15 protein-coding genes are annotated in these 16,639 nt (G+C 60.9%); all 15 read right to left on the bottom strand.

Translation table 11 applies throughout. The annotated features are described in order from the left end of the window. Nucleotides 1-6: 6 nt before the first annotated feature. Nucleotides 7-1,188 carry a cell division protein FtsZ gene (gene ftsZ, locus NOR51B_RS01490; RefSeq protein WP_009019393.1) on the bottom strand — a complete coding sequence of 394 codons (1,182 nt, stop codon included), beginning with the start codon at nucleotides 1,186-1,188 and terminating at the stop codon, nucleotides 7-9. Between the two features lie 62 nt (nucleotides 1,189-1,250). After that, complete coding sequence (gene ftsA / locus NOR51B_RS01495; protein WP_009018868.1) at nucleotides 1,251-2,483, bottom strand: cell division protein FtsA; 1,233 nt, start codon at nucleotides 2,481-2,483, stop codon at nucleotides 1,251-1,253. Further along, a complete protein-coding gene (locus tag NOR51B_RS01500) occupies nucleotides 2,483-3,241 on the bottom strand; it encodes a cell division protein FtsQ/DivIB (RefSeq protein WP_050759392.1) in 759 nt (252 codons plus the stop codon). Before NOR51B_RS01500 ends, ftsA begins: the two co-directional genes overlap by 1 nt. Before the next feature lie 28 nt (nucleotides 3,242-3,269). Beyond that, nucleotides 3,270-4,205 carry a D-alanine--D-alanine ligase gene (locus NOR51B_RS01505; protein ID WP_009020777.1) on the bottom strand — a complete coding sequence of 312 codons (936 nt, stop codon included), beginning with the start codon at nucleotides 4,203-4,205 and terminating at the stop codon, nucleotides 3,270-3,272. Further along, a complete protein-coding gene (murC, locus tag NOR51B_RS01510) occupies nucleotides 4,202-5,653 on the bottom strand; it encodes a UDP-N-acetylmuramate--L-alanine ligase (RefSeq protein WP_040481536.1) in 1,452 nt (483 codons plus the stop codon). Before murC ends, NOR51B_RS01505 begins: the two co-directional genes overlap by 4 nt. Next, the gene (gene murG, locus NOR51B_RS01515) at nucleotides 5,643-6,743 is read right to left on the bottom strand and encodes an undecaprenyldiphospho-muramoylpentapeptide beta-N-acetylglucosaminyltransferase (RefSeq protein WP_040481539.1); all 1,101 of its coding nucleotides are present in this window, start codon (nucleotides 6,741-6,743) and stop codon (nucleotides 5,643-5,645) included. Before murG ends, murC begins: the two co-directional genes overlap by 11 nt. Beyond that, entirely contained in the window at nucleotides 6,740-7,924 is a 1,185-nt protein-coding gene (ftsW, locus tag NOR51B_RS01520; protein ID WP_009020865.1) for a putative lipid II flippase FtsW, read from the bottom strand. The genes murG and ftsW overlap by 4 nt, the downstream gene beginning before the upstream one ends. After that, nucleotides 7,921-9,282 (bottom strand): UDP-N-acetylmuramoyl-L-alanine--D-glutamate ligase, encoded by a 1,362-nt coding sequence (murD, locus tag NOR51B_RS01525; RefSeq protein ID WP_040481542.1) that lies wholly within the window; start codon nucleotides 9,280-9,282, stop codon nucleotides 7,921-7,923. Before murD ends, ftsW begins: the two co-directional genes overlap by 4 nt. Before the next feature lie 11 nt (nucleotides 9,283-9,293). Continuing rightward, a complete protein-coding gene (gene mraY, locus NOR51B_RS01530; RefSeq protein WP_009021118.1) occupies nucleotides 9,294-10,376 on the bottom strand; it encodes a phospho-N-acetylmuramoyl-pentapeptide-transferase in 1,083 nt (360 codons plus the stop codon). Continuing rightward, a complete protein-coding gene (locus NOR51B_RS01535; RefSeq protein ID WP_009021035.1) occupies nucleotides 10,370-11,740 on the bottom strand; it encodes a UDP-N-acetylmuramoyl-tripeptide--D-alanyl-D-alanine ligase in 1,371 nt (456 codons plus the stop codon). The genes mraY and NOR51B_RS01535 overlap by 7 nt, the downstream gene beginning before the upstream one ends. Further along, on the bottom strand, nucleotides 11,733-13,187 hold the full coding sequence (locus NOR51B_RS01540; protein WP_009019247.1) for a UDP-N-acetylmuramoyl-L-alanyl-D-glutamate--2,6-diaminopimelate ligase: 1,455 nt from the start codon (nucleotides 13,185-13,187) through the stop codon (nucleotides 11,733-11,735). Before NOR51B_RS01540 ends, NOR51B_RS01535 begins: the two co-directional genes overlap by 8 nt. Then, the gene (locus tag NOR51B_RS01545) at nucleotides 13,184-14,908 is read right to left on the bottom strand and encodes a peptidoglycan D,D-transpeptidase FtsI family protein (protein ID WP_009019624.1); all 1,725 of its coding nucleotides are present in this window, start codon (nucleotides 14,906-14,908) and stop codon (nucleotides 13,184-13,186) included. Before NOR51B_RS01545 ends, NOR51B_RS01540 begins: the two co-directional genes overlap by 4 nt. Next, nucleotides 14,908-15,186 carry a cell division protein FtsL gene (gene ftsL / locus NOR51B_RS01550; protein ID WP_050759393.1) on the bottom strand — a complete coding sequence of 93 codons (279 nt, stop codon included), beginning with the start codon at nucleotides 15,184-15,186 and terminating at the stop codon, nucleotides 14,908-14,910. The genes NOR51B_RS01545 and ftsL overlap by 1 nt, the downstream gene beginning before the upstream one ends. Continuing rightward, nucleotides 15,183-16,103, bottom strand: coding sequence for a 16S rRNA (cytosine(1402)-N(4))-methyltransferase RsmH (gene rsmH, locus NOR51B_RS01555; RefSeq protein ID WP_009019244.1), 921 nt, complete (start codon nucleotides 16,101-16,103; stop codon nucleotides 15,183-15,185). The genes ftsL and rsmH overlap by 4 nt, the downstream gene beginning before the upstream one ends. Further along, nucleotides 16,103-16,555 (bottom strand): division/cell wall cluster transcriptional repressor MraZ, encoded by a 453-nt coding sequence (mraZ, locus tag NOR51B_RS01560; RefSeq protein ID WP_009021481.1) that lies wholly within the window; start codon nucleotides 16,553-16,555, stop codon nucleotides 16,103-16,105. Before mraZ ends, rsmH begins: the two co-directional genes overlap by 1 nt. Nucleotides 16,556-16,639 lie beyond the last annotated feature (84 nt).

The raw sequence follows: 16,639 nt of genomic DNA on the forward strand, positions 1-16,639 counted from the left end.
CCGGTGTCAGTCCGCCTGGCGACGCAAAAATGCGGGAATATCGAAATACTCCTCGCCGCCATTGTCGGCGACCGCTGCTGCCTGGCCGCCGCCACCTGCTCTTAAACCTCCGCGTCTTGCCGGGGGTAAATCGTATTCTTCGCCGTAGTTCGGTGTGCCGTCGGCCGTCATCGCCGGACTGGCCTTCGTCGTCACCGTTTTCAATTGTGGCCGATCCGCCATCGCGCCTGCTGCCGCGCCGAGGCCGGTCGCCACCACTGTAACCTTGAGCGTGTCGCTCATCTCGGGATCAATCACCGTCCCGACGACAACAGTGGCCTCATCTGAGGCAAATTCCTCAATCGTGTCGCCAACTTCGGAGAACTCACCGAGCGACAGGTCCATGCCGGCGGTGATGTTAACCAAAATCCCACGCGCACCTGCGAGGTTGATATCGTCCAGTAGCGGGCTGTTGATAGCTCGCTCCGCGGCTTCCCTCGCCCGGTTCTCGCCAGAGGCACTACCGGTGCCCATCATGGCCGAACCCATCTCTGACATGACCGTGCGCACGTCGGCAAAGTCGACGTTAATCATGCCCGGGCGGATAATCAGGTCTGCAATCCCCTGAACAGCCCCTAAAAGTACATCATTCGCCTCCTTGAAGGCATCCAAGAGGCTGGTATTTTTCCCCAAAACCTCCAGCAGTTTTTCATTCGGAATCGTGATTAGAGAGTCACAATGCTCCTCAAGTTCCCGCAATCCGTTTTCTGCGATCGCCAATCGCTTCTTTCCTTCAAAACTGAAGGGGCGCGTAACCACCGCCACGGTCAGAATGCCCATTTCCCGCGCGACTTCCGCAACAATGGGAGCGCCGCCGGTACCGGTGCCTCCACCCATGCCCGCCGTGACGAACACCATATCGGCGCCCCGCAGCGCATCGGCGATACGATCGCGATCCTCAAGCGCCGCGGCCCGCCCTATTTCAGGATTGGCACCGGCACCCAGGCCCTTGGTGATGCCCGTACCGAGCTGCAGCACCGTCTTCGACATAATGTCAGACAGTGCCTGGGAGTCGGTATTGGCGCAGATAAAATCGACCCCATCGACATTGTGTTCGATCATATGGCGCACGGCGTTGCCGCCACCGCCTCCGACCCCGATAACTTTAATCACTGCGTTTTGTGGTGCGTTGTCTACAAGTTCAAACATGGTGTTACTCCCCTTACTTCAGTTTTTGCCGGCCATTGACCGACGTTTCCCCTTGAAAATCGTTAAAAGTGCTTGCCGAGCCAGTCTTTGATGGCGGCAAGCACTCCCCTTGAGATGCGGGTCTCTCGACCCCCTGAAACCCCATCCACATCGCGGGCGCCATGGATCAAAAGCCCCACGCCGGTGGCATAAATGGGATTGCGAATAATGTCGTTGAGCCCGGTGGCGTGCTGGGGCGAACCCACCCGCACCGGCATGTGAAAAATCTCTTCAGCGAGCTCGACCACCCCTTCCATTTTCGAGGTCCCACCGGTGAGCACGATGCCGGCGGGTACCAACTCCTCGAACCCCGAGCGCCTCAGCTCAGACTGGATCAAGGTGAACAATTCGTCGTAGCGGGGCTCGACCACCTCCGCCAGCGACTGTCTCGAGAGGTCTCGGGGCGGGCGATCACCGACGCTCGGTACCTTGATAGTCTCTTCGGGTCGGGCCAGCTGCGTCAACGCACAGGCGTAGCGAATCTTGATCTCTTCGGCGTGATTAGTCGGCGTGCGCAGGGCCATGGCGATATCGTTGGTCACCTGATCACCGGCGATCGGGATGACCCCGGTATGCCGGATCGAGCCATCGGTGAAGATGGCGATATCGGAGGTGCCGCCACCGATATCGACCATGCAGACACCGAGATCGCTCTCATCGGCGGTGATGACCGCATGACTGGACGCAAGTTGCTCCAAAATGATGCCGTCGACTGCCAAGCCGCAGCGCTGGATGCATTTTTCAATATTCTGGGCGGCGTTGACGGCGCAGGTCACGAGATGCACCTTGGCTTCGAGGCGCACCCCCGACATACCCAGTGGCTCCTTGATGCCCCCCTGGTTATCGATGACGTACTCCTGCGGCAGCACGTGTAATACCTTTTGGTCCGCGGGAATCGCGACCGCCTGAGCCGCATCGAGCACCCGATCCAGGTCTGGCGGGTAAACCTCACCGTCCTTGATCGCCACAATGCCGTGGGAGTTCATGGAACGTATATGGCTGCCGGCGATGCCCACATACACTGAATGAATCTGGCAGCCGGCCATCAGCTCGGCTTCCTCCACCGCGCGCTGAATGGCGTTAACCGTGGACTCGATGTCCACCACCACGCCTTTTTTCATTCCTCGAGAGGGGTGGGAACCGATGCCGACAATCTCGATACTGCCGTCGGTGTCGAGCTCCCCCACGACCGCAACCACCTTTGAGGTGCCGATGTCGAGCCCGACGATCATGCGTTTATCCGGTGTCGCGGCCATTACGGCCCCTCCTGCATCTGCTGTTCTGTCATGGCAACCTGATCATTGAGTTGAACGGCGGCGCCGTCGGAATACCGTAAATCGACATACGCCACGGGTAACTGAGCTAATTCGCGCTCGTAAAGACTGATAAATCGTCGGGCACGGGCGACGAAATCATCGCTGCCCAGCAGGACCTCAACGCCGTTATCGAGCGCCACGGTGTACTGACCCACCTCATCGACAGACAGCCGGTGAACACCGATATCGAGGTGTGTCAGCAGCGCCTCGAGACTGCGGTAACGCCGCATCAACGCCCTTTCACTGCCGGCCTCACCGTGCAATTGGGGAAGCTGTAAATATCCAGCACCGGGCTCCACCACAAATAAATCGCCCTCGTGATTGAGAAAGCCCCGATCGCCCCAGCGCGCGATGGGCTGCTGCTCCTTGATATGGATCACGACCGCATCCGGCCAGCGTCTGCGCACCGACGCGCGATACACCCACGGCATTGCTTCTAGATCGAAAGCCAGCGCCTCCAAATCAGCGGCGAGAAAACCATCGACCAGCTTCGGCGCGACCAGCGACTGGATGTCCTCAGGGTCGATATTGACCTGGTCGCCGGTGACGGCGATCCGCTCGACCTCCAGCGACATCAGATAGCTACTGCCTCGGGCGGCGGCCGCGGCCACCATTGCGGTAGCGAGCAAGATCAGTGCCCGGTTAAACCACAGGCCCACGGTCGAGCTGATCGACGTAGTGGCCGGTTTTGACCGCATACGCCGGGCGCCTCGCTGTGTGTTTGACTTACGACCGGTCAACGCCACACTCCTCGCTGCTCGAGACATAAATCGCCGCCAACAGCTCAGCCATCGACAACCCCGCCTGCTTTGCCGCCATGGGTACCAGACTGTGGGAAGTCATACCCGGCACCGTGTTGACTTCGAGTAACTGCCAGTCGCCATTGCGACGGCGAAGGACATCGACGCGTCCCCAAACGGAGGCGCCCGTGGCCGCAAAGGCATCGAGAGCGAGCTGGGCCAACGCCGCTTCGTCCTGCTCCGCGAGACCCGATGGACAGAAGAAGCGGGTATCCTCGGAAACGTACTTGGCTTCGAAATCGTAGAACGCCGCATCGGTTTCGATGCGAATCGATGGCAGTGCCCGATCGCCGAGGATGGCGACGGTATATTCACTCCCCTCGATATACTGCTCAGCCATCACGGCGGTACCGTAGCTCGCGGCATTGTCGTAGGCATCGGCCAATTCGCTGGCGGAGGCGGCGTGGGACATACCGATCGACGAGCCCTCGCGGGTCGGTTTGACAAATACCGGGCCGAGGGCATCGATGATGGCCTGCCACTCACTGTCACGATTGAGCAACAGGAACTCGGGCGTGGGCAGGCCGATTCCCGCCCACAGCCATTTTGTGCGCGCTTTATCCATGGTGAGCGCCGAGCCCAGCACCCCGGAACCGCTATAGGGAATACCCTCGTACTCGAGAAAACCCTGAACAGTGCCATCCTCACCACCCGGCCCATGCAGCAGGTTGAAGGCAAAATCGACGCCCTTGAGCTGTTGCTGCCAGCCGTTGTCGGCGGTATCCACCCGACGCACCTCTGCGCCGGTGGTCGCAAGCGTTGTCGCGACATTCTCGCCACTCTGGAGCGACACGCTGCGTTCAGCTGCCGTTCCGCCTAGTAATACCGCGAGGGTCTTTCCCTTGAAGACCGTCGGGCTCATAGCAAATCCTCCAACCGATCCGCGTTGGCGAGGGTTTGTGCGATACCACCGATGTTGCCGGCACCCTGGGTGAGCAGCAGGTCACCGTCGCGCAGAATATTGATCAGTACCGGGGCCAGAGCTTCGGCATCAGCGACGAAGATCGGCTCCACCGCACCGCGCTGTCGGATCGAACGGGTCAGCGCGCGGCTGTCGGCTCCGGCAATCGGCTCCTCACCGGCGGAATAGACATCCAGCAGCAGCAAGACCTCACAATCCGAGAGCACAGCGACAAAATCCTCATAGAGATCCCGGGTGCGGCTGTAGCGATGGGGCTGGTAGAGCATGACCAGCCGCCGATCGGGGCACGCCGATCGGGCCGCTGCCAGTGTTGCGGCAACCTCGGTAGGGTGATGGCCGTAATCGTCAATCAACAGGGCTTCGCCGTGCTCCCAGCGGACGGTGCCGAGGCGGCTGAAACGACGGCCCACCCCGCCGAAGCGGGCAAGCCCTGCCGCAATGGCGTCATCGGCGATACCCAGCTCGGTCGCCACCGCGACCGCCGCCGTGGCGTTGAGGGCGTTGTGCACCCCCGGCATGTTGAGCGTGAGCTCCAGGGTCTTGCACGGCTCGGGCCGGCGCACCGTCAGCAGGGTCACCATTCCATCGCCCTCAAGCGCTGTCAGCTGGAAGTCAGCGGTGTCGTCTCGTCCGTAAGACAGCACCTGCCGCGTGACGGTGGGCAGCACGGCCCGCACCCCCGGGTCATCGATGCACATCACGGCCAGCCCGTAAAAGGGGAGGTTGTGCAGGAACTCAACAAAGGCGCGTTCGTAGTTGGCGTAGTCGCCACCGTAGTGGTCCATGTGGTCGGCTTCCACGTTGGTGACCACACTCATCATTGGCAGCAAATGCAGGAACGACGCGTCGCTCTCATCGGCCTCAACCACCAGAAAGCGGCCGTCACCGAGCCGCGCATTACTGCCCCCCTGATTGAGAACGCCACCGATGACAAAGGTGGGGTCCTCGCCCGCCTCACCCAGTATCGACGCGATCAAACTGGTGGTCGTGGTCTTGCCGTGGGTGCCCGCGACGGCAATACCGTATCGATAGCGCATCAGCTCTGCCAGCATCTCTGCGCGCGGAACAATCGGAATCCTGCTCGCCTTCGCCGCCTGCAGTTCGGGGTTTGTATCGGCAATGGCACTCGAAACCACCAGCACATCGGCGCCGGCAATATTGTCACCGTCATGCCCGATATGAATCGTGCTACCGAGGCCGCGCAGCCGCTCGATGACAGGGCTATCCTGTACATCGGATCCCGCAACCCGATAGCCGAGCCGGACGAGGACCTCGGCTATACCGCTCATCCCCGAACCGCCAATGCCGACGAAGAAGATCTCGCGGATACGGCCCATGGCTGGCACTGCAAACGGCCCAGTCTCGGTCGATCGGGATTTAGGCGACATGGGCCACCTCCTCGACAACATCCGCCACGCGACGAGTGGCGGCGGCAGGACTCAGGGATCGTGCGGATACCGACATGTCCTTCAGGCGCTCGGGATGACGCAGAAACCGATTCAGTCGATCGGCCAATACCGTATCGCTGATATCGCGCTGGGGCAGCAGCTCCGCGGCGCCCACCGCACTCAACACCTCCGCATTGCGGGTCTGATGATCGTCAATCGCATGGGGTAATGGGACAAGAATGGCGGGCGTGCCCGTTGCCGCTAACTCCGAGACCGTCAAGGCACCGGCGCGGCAAATGACGAGATCTGCCCACCGATAAGCGTCGGCCATATCTTCAATAAAACGAATGACGGTGACCGCCTGCGCCAACTCTGCATACAACCCCTGGGTGGCCGCAAAGTGCGACTCGCCGCATTGATGGCGTATCGTGACGGGTGCGTCTGGCGCGCTGTCTAGCAAATTGGATACCGCGGCGGGTACGGCGTTATTGATCGGAGCACTGCCGAGGCTGCCGCCAAGCACCAGCAACCGGAGCGGCCGTTCAGGGGTGAATCGTTCCGGGTAGTGCTTTTCAGCGGTCTGCAAAAAAATACTATCGCGGACCGGATTGCCCACCACCTCAACGATTCTGGGCGCGCTGAAAGCGCCTTCGAAGCCGCAGAGAATCCGATTGGCAAACGGCGCCAGCAGGCGATTGGTGGTCCCTGCCACCGCGTTTTGCTCATGAATCACCAACGGCCTGCGCCACACTCGCATGGCAAGCCCGGCGGGGCCCGCAGCATAACCGCCCATTCCCAGAGCGGCATCCGGCTTCAGGCGAGCAACCAGTGCGAGACTGGCGATCATCGCCAGGCCCAGGCGCAGCACCCCTGAAACACGCGCGAGAATACCCTTCCCGCGCAAGCCGCGCACCGGGAGGGTGTGCAGCTCAATACCGTGCTCCGGAACCACGCGGGACTCGAGTCCGCGCTGGGTGCCCACCCAGTCGATCATCCAACCACGCAGCCGCAGCTCCTCGGCGACGGCAAGCGCGGGGTACACGTGTCCGCCGGTGCCACCAGCCATGATTAACACACGAGGGGCCGTCATGCGCGCGCCCTCCCCGCCGCTCGACGGCTTCCCGCCCGGCGTTTTTTACCAGACTGCCCACCGCTGAGGCGGTTGTTGTGCTCGATACGGAGCACAATAGCGAGCATGACGCAGCTGATGATAAGACTGCTACCGCCGTAGCTGATCAAGGGCAAGGTGAGACCCTTGGTAGGTAGCAATCCAGAGCTGACACCCATATTGACGAAGGCCTGGCCCGCGAAAATCAGACCAATGCCGTAACAGACGTAAGCCGCAAAGGCGTCATCGAGACGAATCGATGTGTACCCGATGTGCAGGATGCGGCCGACCAGTAATGCATAGACCAGAATGACGAGCGTCGAGCCCACCAGGCCCGTTTCTTCCGCCCAGATGGAAAACACAAAGTCGGTATGGGCTTCGGGCAGGTAAAACAATTTCTGGATGCTATTACCCAGGCCAACGCCCCACCACTCGCCGCGGCCGTAGGCAATCAATGACTGGATGAGCTGGAAGCCACTGCCGTAAGGATCTGCCCACGGATCGGTATAAGCGGTCAGTCGCTGTAGGCGATACGGCGCACTCACAACCATCACAACCAACGCACCCACGGCGACACCCACAAGACCAAGCACATAAATCAGGCGCGCGCCGGCGAGAAACAACATGCCAAATACCGTGCCAGTGGTGATCACGGTGGCACCGAAGTCCGGCTCGAGCAGCAACAGCAGAGCGACCATTGCAAGAATACCCACCGGCTTCGCCAACCCCTCCCAGTGACTGCGAACCGTTGCCTGGTGGCGAACCAGGAAACCCGCCAGATACAGCACCACCGCAAACTTGGCCACTTCAGAGGGCTGCACGGTGAGCGGGCCAATCGGTAGCCACCGTTGACTCCCGTTGACGTTGCGCCCAATACCGGGCAGCAACACAAGAATCAGCAGGGCGAAGCCCAGTAGTAACCACCACGGCGAGGTGCGCTGCCAGAACGTGGTGGGCACCATGTAGGCCACACCTGCGGCCGCCACCGCCAGCACCAGATAGATCGAATGCCGGATCGTATGGTGCCAGGGGTTATCGAAGTAGTGATCCCCGTATTCGATGGACGCAGAGCTGATGGCCACCAGGCCCACCGCTATCAATGTGATGGCGAGACCAGACAACAGCGGATCGGGTCGGGCTGGGCTGAAGGTGATGGCGTTCACTGCTCACCCTCCTGCAACGCCTTCACGGCCTCTTCAAAGGCAAGCCCGCGCGCCGCATATCCCGAAAACTGATCAAAGCTCGCACAGGCGGGGGACAGCAGTACGATATCCCCGGCCTTGGCTAATTCACGGCCACGGGTCACCGCTTGCTCAATAGTCTCGACGCGCTGGCACGGGACGGTAGCACCCAAGGCCAGCTCGATTTCCCGCGCCGACTCACCGACTGTCAAAACACGTCGGCACCGTTGCTCCGCTGAAGCTTGCAGCTCGGTGAAATCCTGACCCTTACCGACGCCCCCGGCGATGAGCACCACGTTGCCGTTGCCGCCCAGGCCCTCCAGCGCCGCTCGGGTCGCCCCGATATTGGTCCCCTTGCTGTCATTGATAAAGCGAATACCGTCGAGCTCGCGCACCAGAGCGCAGCGATGGGGCAAGCCGTGGAAGTGTTTCAGTCCCGGCACCAACTGCTCGTCGTCCACGCCCGCCGCACTGGCCACTGCCATTGCCGCCAGGGCGTTCGCCAGGTTGTGGCGACCAGGCAATGGCAGCTCCGTCGCCGCAGCCAGCGTGTCAAAGCCGCGACAGAGCATCACCTCGCCGTCGACCACTCGGGTACCGAATTCACGCAGGTCTGGCTCGCCGTCGCGCCACACCACGACATCCGCCTTTTCTTCCAGCAGGGGAACAGTCAGTGGATCCGCTCGATTGGCGACAACCGTACGGGCACCGCGGAAAATACGGTGTTTCGCCTGATGGTATCGAGGCATCGACCCGTGCCGATCGAGATGGTCAGCAGAGATATTGAGCACGGTGGCAACGGCAAGGCCCAGCTTTTCGCTGCGCTCGAGCTGAAAACTGGACAGCTCGAGCACATAGATATCGGCTGGATGCTCCAGCAGGTCAAGCGCTGGCGTACCCAGATTGCCGCCCACTGCCACCGCACTGCCCGACGCACGTAAGATCGCCGCAACCATCTCCGTCACCGTGGACTTGCCGTTGGAGCCCGTAATACCTATTACGGGTGCGTTGGCCTCGGCCATGAATAAATCGATGTCGCCAATCACCCGCACGCCAGCCTTCAGGGCACGATCCACCAGGGGGTGGTCCATGGCGATTCCCGGGCTCACGACCAATTCGGTCAACCCATCGACCACCACCGGGTCGAAGTCGCCAAAGAGAACCTGCTCCGCGCCGGCGGTCGCCTCGCAATGGAGCAACTCGGACTCCATCTCAGGTCGGGTATCGCAGGCTTTAAAGGGTATGCCGTTACGCTGCCAGAATCTTGCCACCGAGCAACCGGTCGCACCGAGCCCCAATATCATTCTTGATTCACTGGAGGCGATTAGAGCGGATGTCATCACGTCACTCCTCATCGCAGCTTCAGCGTTGCCAGACCGAACAGGACCAGCATTACGGTGATAATCCAGAATCGGACGATGACGCGAGGCTCGGGCCAGCCTTTGAGCTCAAAGTGATGATGGATTGGCGCCATCCGAAATACGCGCTTACCCGTCAGCTTGAAAGAAGCCACCTGAATCATGACCGACACGGTTTCCAGAACGAATATGCCGCCCATAATCAGCAATACAATTTCGTGCCGGGTGATGACCGCCATAACTCCGAGAGCCGCCCCCAGTGCCAGCGCACCCACATCACCCATAAAGACCATCGCCGGATAGGTGTTGAACCACAGGAATCCGAGGCCGGACCCCGCGATCGCACCGCAGAAAATCACCAACTCGCCGCTGCCGGCGAGGTAGGGGATATTCAGGTAATCTGAAAAATTAATGTTGCCGGTGACGTAGGCAATGGCGCCCAGGCCCGTCGCCACCATCACCGTCGGCAGGATAGCCAGACCATCCAGACCATCGGTCAGGTTGACCGCGTTACTGGAACCGACGATCACGAAATAGGAAAAGGGAACAAACAGCCACCCCATCGATAGCGCCACGTCCTTGAAGAAGGGCACATAGAGCGTCGTCTCGGCGGGGTCTACGGCAGACGCTGCTAAATAAACAGTGGCAATCACCGCGATGATCGATTGCCAGAGGTACTTCCAGCGCGCAGGGAGCCCGCGGGAATCCTTCTCCACGACCTTGCGATAGTCATCAACCCAACCGACTGCACCAAAGGCGATGGTTACCGCCAGCGTGACCCACAGGTAACGCGAACCCAGGTCGCCCCAAAGCAATGAGGCCACGGCAATTGACACGAGAATCAGCGCCCCACCCATGGTCGGCGTTCCCGCCTTTGCCAGGTGGGTCTGGGGCCCGTCGATCCTGACCGCTTGACCGATTTGCAATCGATTGAGTCGTCGGATCATCCAGGGACCCACCAGCAGCGATATCAACAGCGCTGTCCCGGCGGCAAGAATGCCTCGCAGCGTCAGGTACTGGAAAACGGCAAAGCCCGGCTCCAGCGGGATCAACTGCTCAGCCAGCCACTTCAGCATGCCGCAGCCTCCAGCTCACCCAACAGGGCATCCACCACTACTTCCAATCGAGCGCCTCGGGACCCCTTAACCAACACAGTGTCACCGCTGGTAAAATCAGGGAGTGCTGAGAGCAGCGCTGAGTTGTCGGCAAAATGCTGTGGCGAACCGCCGAAGCCCTCGGCCGCCGGCCGGGTAGCCTCGCCCACGGTGATCAGGCGATCGAGGCCAGCTTCTTTGGCACGCACACCCATTTCGCGATGGAATTCATCGGTCTTCGGTCCGAGCTCCAACATCGGGCCCAGAATCAGCGAGCGCCTGCCGGGGGTCATTGCAAGCGTATCGATCGCCGCAGCCACCGCTACAGGATTGGCGTTGTAACTGTCATCGACGATTTGCGCGCCGCTGCTGGCGCGAAGCGCTCTTCCGCGACCGCGCTCGGGGCTCACCTTTTCAAGCCCGCGCGCGATAGCGGCTGGACTCAGCCCCAGGGCGCCGGCAATGGCAATGGCTGCGAGTGCGTTATAGACCCCTGGACTGCCCGGCAGCTTCAGCGCGACATCAAAACCGTCTTCCGGTGTTTTGACCCGAAAATGAGTACCCTTGTAGCCCTCGTACTGAATGTTGATGGCACGAACATCGACACCCTTGCTCATGCCAAAGGTGCGCACCTCCGCGGGTGCCGCCATTTCGCGCCAGACGTCGGCATAGCGTTGATCTCCATTAAACACCCCGAGGTCACCGCTTCCCAGAGCAGCCAGGATTTCCCCCTTGGTCCGGGCGATAGCATCCACGCTGTCGTAATTCGCCAGATGCGCAGGCGCGGCATTGAGCAATGCGGTGATACCCGGTCTCGCGACAGCGCAGAGATGCGCGATATCTCCGGGCCTGCCCGCGCCCATCTCGACAACAGCGAACTCAATGGCGGGATCGAGTCTAAACAGCGTCAACGGAACGCCAATTTCATTGTTCTGATTACCGGATGTCGCCAGCGTGGGGCCCGCCTCCGCCAGTACCGACGCCAGCAGGGTTTTGGCGCTGGTTTTGCCGGCGCTACCGGTAATGCCGACGAGAACGCCTCGATACTGCTCACGGACCATGCCCGCAATCAGCGACAATACATCCACAGATGCCGCCACCTGCAGCTGCGGGATCTCAACAGCCACCGGCTCCTCGACAACGGCTGCCACCGCACCCCCGGCATGCGCCGCGGCGACATAATCATGGCCATCAACGCGCTCCCCGCGCAGCGCGACAAACAAGTCACCGGCGCTGACAGTGCGGCTGTCGATGGCAACACCGGAAACACGGAGGGCATCGGTGGCGCCGAGAACCTCAGCCCCGAGTCGCGTCGCAATAGCATTGAGGTCCAGCGCTTCAATCATTGGCCGCGGACCCCGCAAAAAATTCCTGGGCGACAGCACTATCGGAGAAGGGACGCCTGACACCTGCTGATTCCTGATAGTCCTCGTGCCCTTTACCGGCGATGAGGACCACATCCCCCGGGCGCGCAGCACCCAGCGCATGCATGATGGCGCCGCGCCGATCCTCGACGACCACTGCGGGACCATCAATGCCCTTCAGAATGTCATCGATAATGCGCTCAGGCGCCTCGGAACGGGGGTTATCGCTGGTCACAACAACACGATCGGCAAGGGTGGCTGCAATACGGCCCATTTGCGCGCGCTTACCGCGATCGCGATCGCCGCCACAGCCAAAAACCAGCCAGAGCTCACCGGTACAGCCGGGTCGCAGTGCTTCAATCGCGACCGCCAGCGCTTCCGGGGTATGGGCGTAGTCCACGACTACCGCCAATTCCTGCGGGCTGGCCACACGCTGCATGCGGCCCGGGACAGTCTTCAGGGTAGGCAGCAACGCCATTACCTGTTCGAAGTCGTAGCCCAGGGTCGTCGCCGCCATCACAGCCGCCACCACATTGAAGGCGTTGAAGGTCCCCGAAAGCGGCGTTTCTGCACTGGCCGTTCCGTAGGGGGCATGCAGGGTTATATTCAGTCCGCTCTGCAGTACTTCGAACTGCGCAAAGACATCCGCTTCCGCGGAGCTCATTGAAATACCGAGCGTCGGGCACGATGCCACCGTTCGAACCTCGGACGCCATAGGATCATCGGCGTTGTAGATGGCGTACTGGAGCGGATAATCGCTGAACAGTCGGAGCTTGGCGGCGAGGTAGGCGCGCTCATCCTCGTGATAATCGAGATGATCACGGGATAAATTGGTGAAGATACCGGTGCGTAGGGTGAGTCCCGCCAAACGCTCCTGCGACAGCGCGTGAGACGACGCCTCGAGCACCACGTGATCAATATCTTCCGCGTGCCAGGCGGCCAGGGTTCGATGCAGGGTAAATACGTCCGGGGTGGTGTTTACCGCGGTAGCAGCGACTGTGTTCGTCCGCGAACCGAGTGTGCCAATAGTGCCCGTCTTCACGCCCAATCCGCGCAGCAACTGGGCGGTGATGTCGGCGATCGATGTCTTGCCATTGGTCCCGGTCACGGCGACCAGCGCCATGCGCGCGCTGACGTCACCAAATCCCCGGCGGGCAATGTCGCCACAGCGGGATCGCAGAGCGGGCACCGCAATCACTTTCGGGTGCTGCTGCGCCAGCCCGTCAGCTTCGGCAAGTACAGCCGCCGCACCGGCGCGGAGTGCGTCATCAATGAAGCCGCGGCCGTCGGACTCACCGCCAGGCATGGCAACAAAGACCGCCCCCGGTGCCACCGCGCGACTGTCGAGAGTGATATCACTGATCGCGACACTTCCGAGCTCGGCGGGGACGTCGATCAGTTCCGCCAAAGACTTTACCGCCAGTGTCACGCCCCACCTCCTGCGATGGCCAGCTGCGCACCGGCATCCTGGTGCGGCGGCGAAGGGGGCACGTTGCCGAGTCGCAGTACGCCTTCGGTGATACGCGAATAAACCGGCGCCGCGGCCGAGCCGCCACCGTAGCTATCGCCCTTGGGTCGATCGATAACGACTGCGGTGACGTAGCGCGGAGCTTCGATGGGCGCAATACCGATAAAGAGCGCGACGTATTGGTCCGCGAGATACCCCGAAGCACCGACCTTGTGCACCGTGCCGGTCTTGCCGCCCACCTCAAAACCGGCAACGCGCGCCTTGCGCGCGGTGCCGTGCTCTCCGGTAACCCGATGCAATACCCGTAATACGTCATCGGCGATCTCGGGAGCGATCACCTGCTGACCTTCAGGGCGGTCGTCAGCAGTGCGCTTGAGCAGCGTCAACGGTATGCGGCGACCGCGGTTGGCAAAGACGCCGTAAGCGCTGGCTACCTGCAGCGGCGTCGCGGTTAAACCGTAACCAAATGCCAATGTGACCTTTTCGATCTCACTCCACCGGGTTCGGTCCGGCACCATCCCGGGACGCTCGCCGGGAAAGCCGACGCTGGTGGGTTCGCCGAGACCAAATCGCCGGTAAACATCGAGTACAGCCTCGTGGTCGAGTTGCTGCGCGATTTTGGTGACGCCGACCTGACTCGATTTTTCGATGACCCGTGACACGGTGATCTCACCGTAGTTTTTGGGATCGGGCAGCACTTTGCGCCCGACTCTGATCCGCCCCGGCGATGTATCGATCACGGTGTCAATGGTGAACTGGCCGCTCTCAAGCGCCGCTACCAGCGTCAGTGGTTTCATCGTCGATCCCGGCTCGAACTCGTCGGCGACCACGCGATTTCGGGCCGACTGGTAATCGAACTGGCGCGAATTCGGGTTAAACACCGGGTGATTGCTCATGGCGAGAACCTCACCCGTCCAGGCATCAATCGTTACTGCGGCACCCGCGTCAGCACCCGTCTCGATCATGGCCCGCTGCAACTCTCGGTGCTGCAGATACTGGAGCCGTAAATCAATGCTCAGCGAAACCGACTCACCGGGCTCAGGCTCGACGAGTACACCGATGTCGCGGACCGAGTCGCCGTGCAGGTCTTTAATAAATCGTTTCTTACCCGGCGTACCCGAGAGCGCACTCTGAAAAGCCAGTTCCAGCCCGGAAATACCCTGACTGTCCCGATCGGTGAGACCGACCACATGGGCCGCCACCTCCCCTGCCGGATAAAAACGTCGATACTCACGCTCACCGCTGACGCCCTTGATTCCCAATGCCAGGATCCTGCGGGCGACCGTCGGCGTTTGATGTCGAAGCAAATACATGAATTGTTTATTGCGGTATTGGTCCAGCTTTTCCCTGAGTTCCGCCTCCGCAAGACCAATGGCGCCGGCAAGCTCGGCAATTCGACTCGAGTCGCGTAATCGCTGTGGGTTGGCGACCAGCGATACCACCGGTGTACTCACCGCGAGGGGCTCCCCGCGGCGGTCGGTAATCAACCCTCGATACACGGGAATTTCGGCGCTGCGGACGGCGCGTAGATCACCCTGACGCTTGAGAAATTCGGCACCACCCTTTTCATCCAGCACCTGGAGCATAACCAGACGTGCCAGCAACAATCCGAGCAACATCGTCAGTAATGCAGCGACAATGATCAGGCGCCCGCCACCCAGATTTTGCGCGGCCGCCGGCATCAGGGCGCCACCACAAGAATATCGACCGCAGGCGGCGGTGCCATATCCAGCTGGTTTGTTGCCACTTGATAGACGCGATGGGGACTGGCCAAAGTGCTGCGCTCAATCAGCAGCCGGCTGAAATCCTCTTCGAGCGCCCAACGACCCTGCTCCAGGTGCTGTAATTGCGCATAGTACTGGCGACAGACATGCGAGGAGTACACCAGCGCCAGCGCCGACACCGTATTCACCGTGACGACCAATGCGATTCCTAAACTGCTGCGCCCGGCACCGATCACGCCAACCGCTCCGCGACTCTCATCACCGCCGAGCGCGCTCGGGGGTTATTCGCCAATTCCTCTGTAGAAGGTTTGACCGCCTTGCCCACTACCCGCAACCGGCGACCCATATCCGCATCCCGGATCGGAACTCCCCGGGGCACCGAGACGCCTCGAGACTCGTCGCGCATAAAGCGCTTGACGATCCGGTCCTCGAGGGAGTGAAAACTGATAACTACCAGCCTGCCGCCCACGTCCAGCGTATCGATTACCCGCACAAGAACCGACTCAAGATCCTCCAACTCCCGATTAATGAAGATGCGAATCGCCTGAAACACCCGCGTCGCCGGGTGCTTGTGGGGTTCCCAGCGCGGATGGGCAACCTTGACAATCTGAGCCAGTCGCCCGGTGCGCTCAATCGGCGTCTCTTCGCGGGCGTCGATAATGGCATTGGCAATCCGCGTCGCAAAACGCTCCTCGCCATAATCCCTGAACACCTGTATCAGCTCAGCCAGTGGCGCTTTATTTATCCACACCGCGGCGGTGACTCCCGACGAACTGTCCATGCGCATATCGAGCGGACCGTCGCTTTGGAAACTAAATCCCCGCTCTCCGTTATCCAGCTGCGGACTGGAAACACCAAGATCGAGAAGCACACCGGAAAACCCCTGCTCCGGGCGTTTGATGTCAGGGATGTCGGCGAAACTCCGGTGGAAGAAGCTGAAGCGGGAATCAGTAGCGGCGAGGTCCTCGGCGTGCACTGCCGCTTCAGGATCCTTGTCAAAGCCAATAAGACGGCCGGCTTCGCTGAGCGCAGCAAGCACCCGGCGACTATGCCCACCACGGCCATAGGTGCCATCAACATAGGTGCCGTCCGCGGTCGTTATCAACGCAGTCACCGCCTCCTCAAGCAATACCGATCGATGGCCCGAAGCCATCAGAGTGTGAGCGACAGCAGCTCAGCGGGCACTTCGAAGCCCGCATCCGCCGACAGTGCAGCCTCACGCTCAGCCAGCCAGAGCGATTCTGACCAGAGCTCAAATTTATTTCCCTGCCCCACCAAAACGACCTTCTTCTCAAGCCCCGCGTATTCGCGAAGCGACGGCGGTACCAGAAAGCGTCCGTTGGCATCGAGCTCGATATCGGAGGCATAACCCAGAACCAATCGCTGGAATCGCTTCACACCCGGGTTAAGGGCGGGCAACGCCTGGACCTCGGATTCAATGCGCTCCCACTCGGGCAGCGGGTAAACGGCAAGGCAGGAGGACTGGGTATCGATGGTGGCAACAATATGTCCGTCGCAGGCGGTCATCAGCACATCCCGCTGACGCGCAGGTATCGCCATGCGACCCTTGGCATCCATATTGATGTGCTGCACGCCTCTGAACATGCGCCTCGTCCCACCCCGCTTAAAAACTCACCACTATGGGACAGGAAAAACCACTTTGCCCCACTTTTCGCCACTATAGGGATA

Origin of the sequence: Luminiphilus syltensis NOR5-1B (assembly GCF_000158175.1) — a bacterium.
GTDB lineage: Bacteria > Pseudomonadota > Gammaproteobacteria > Pseudomonadales > Halieaceae > Luminiphilus > Luminiphilus syltensis.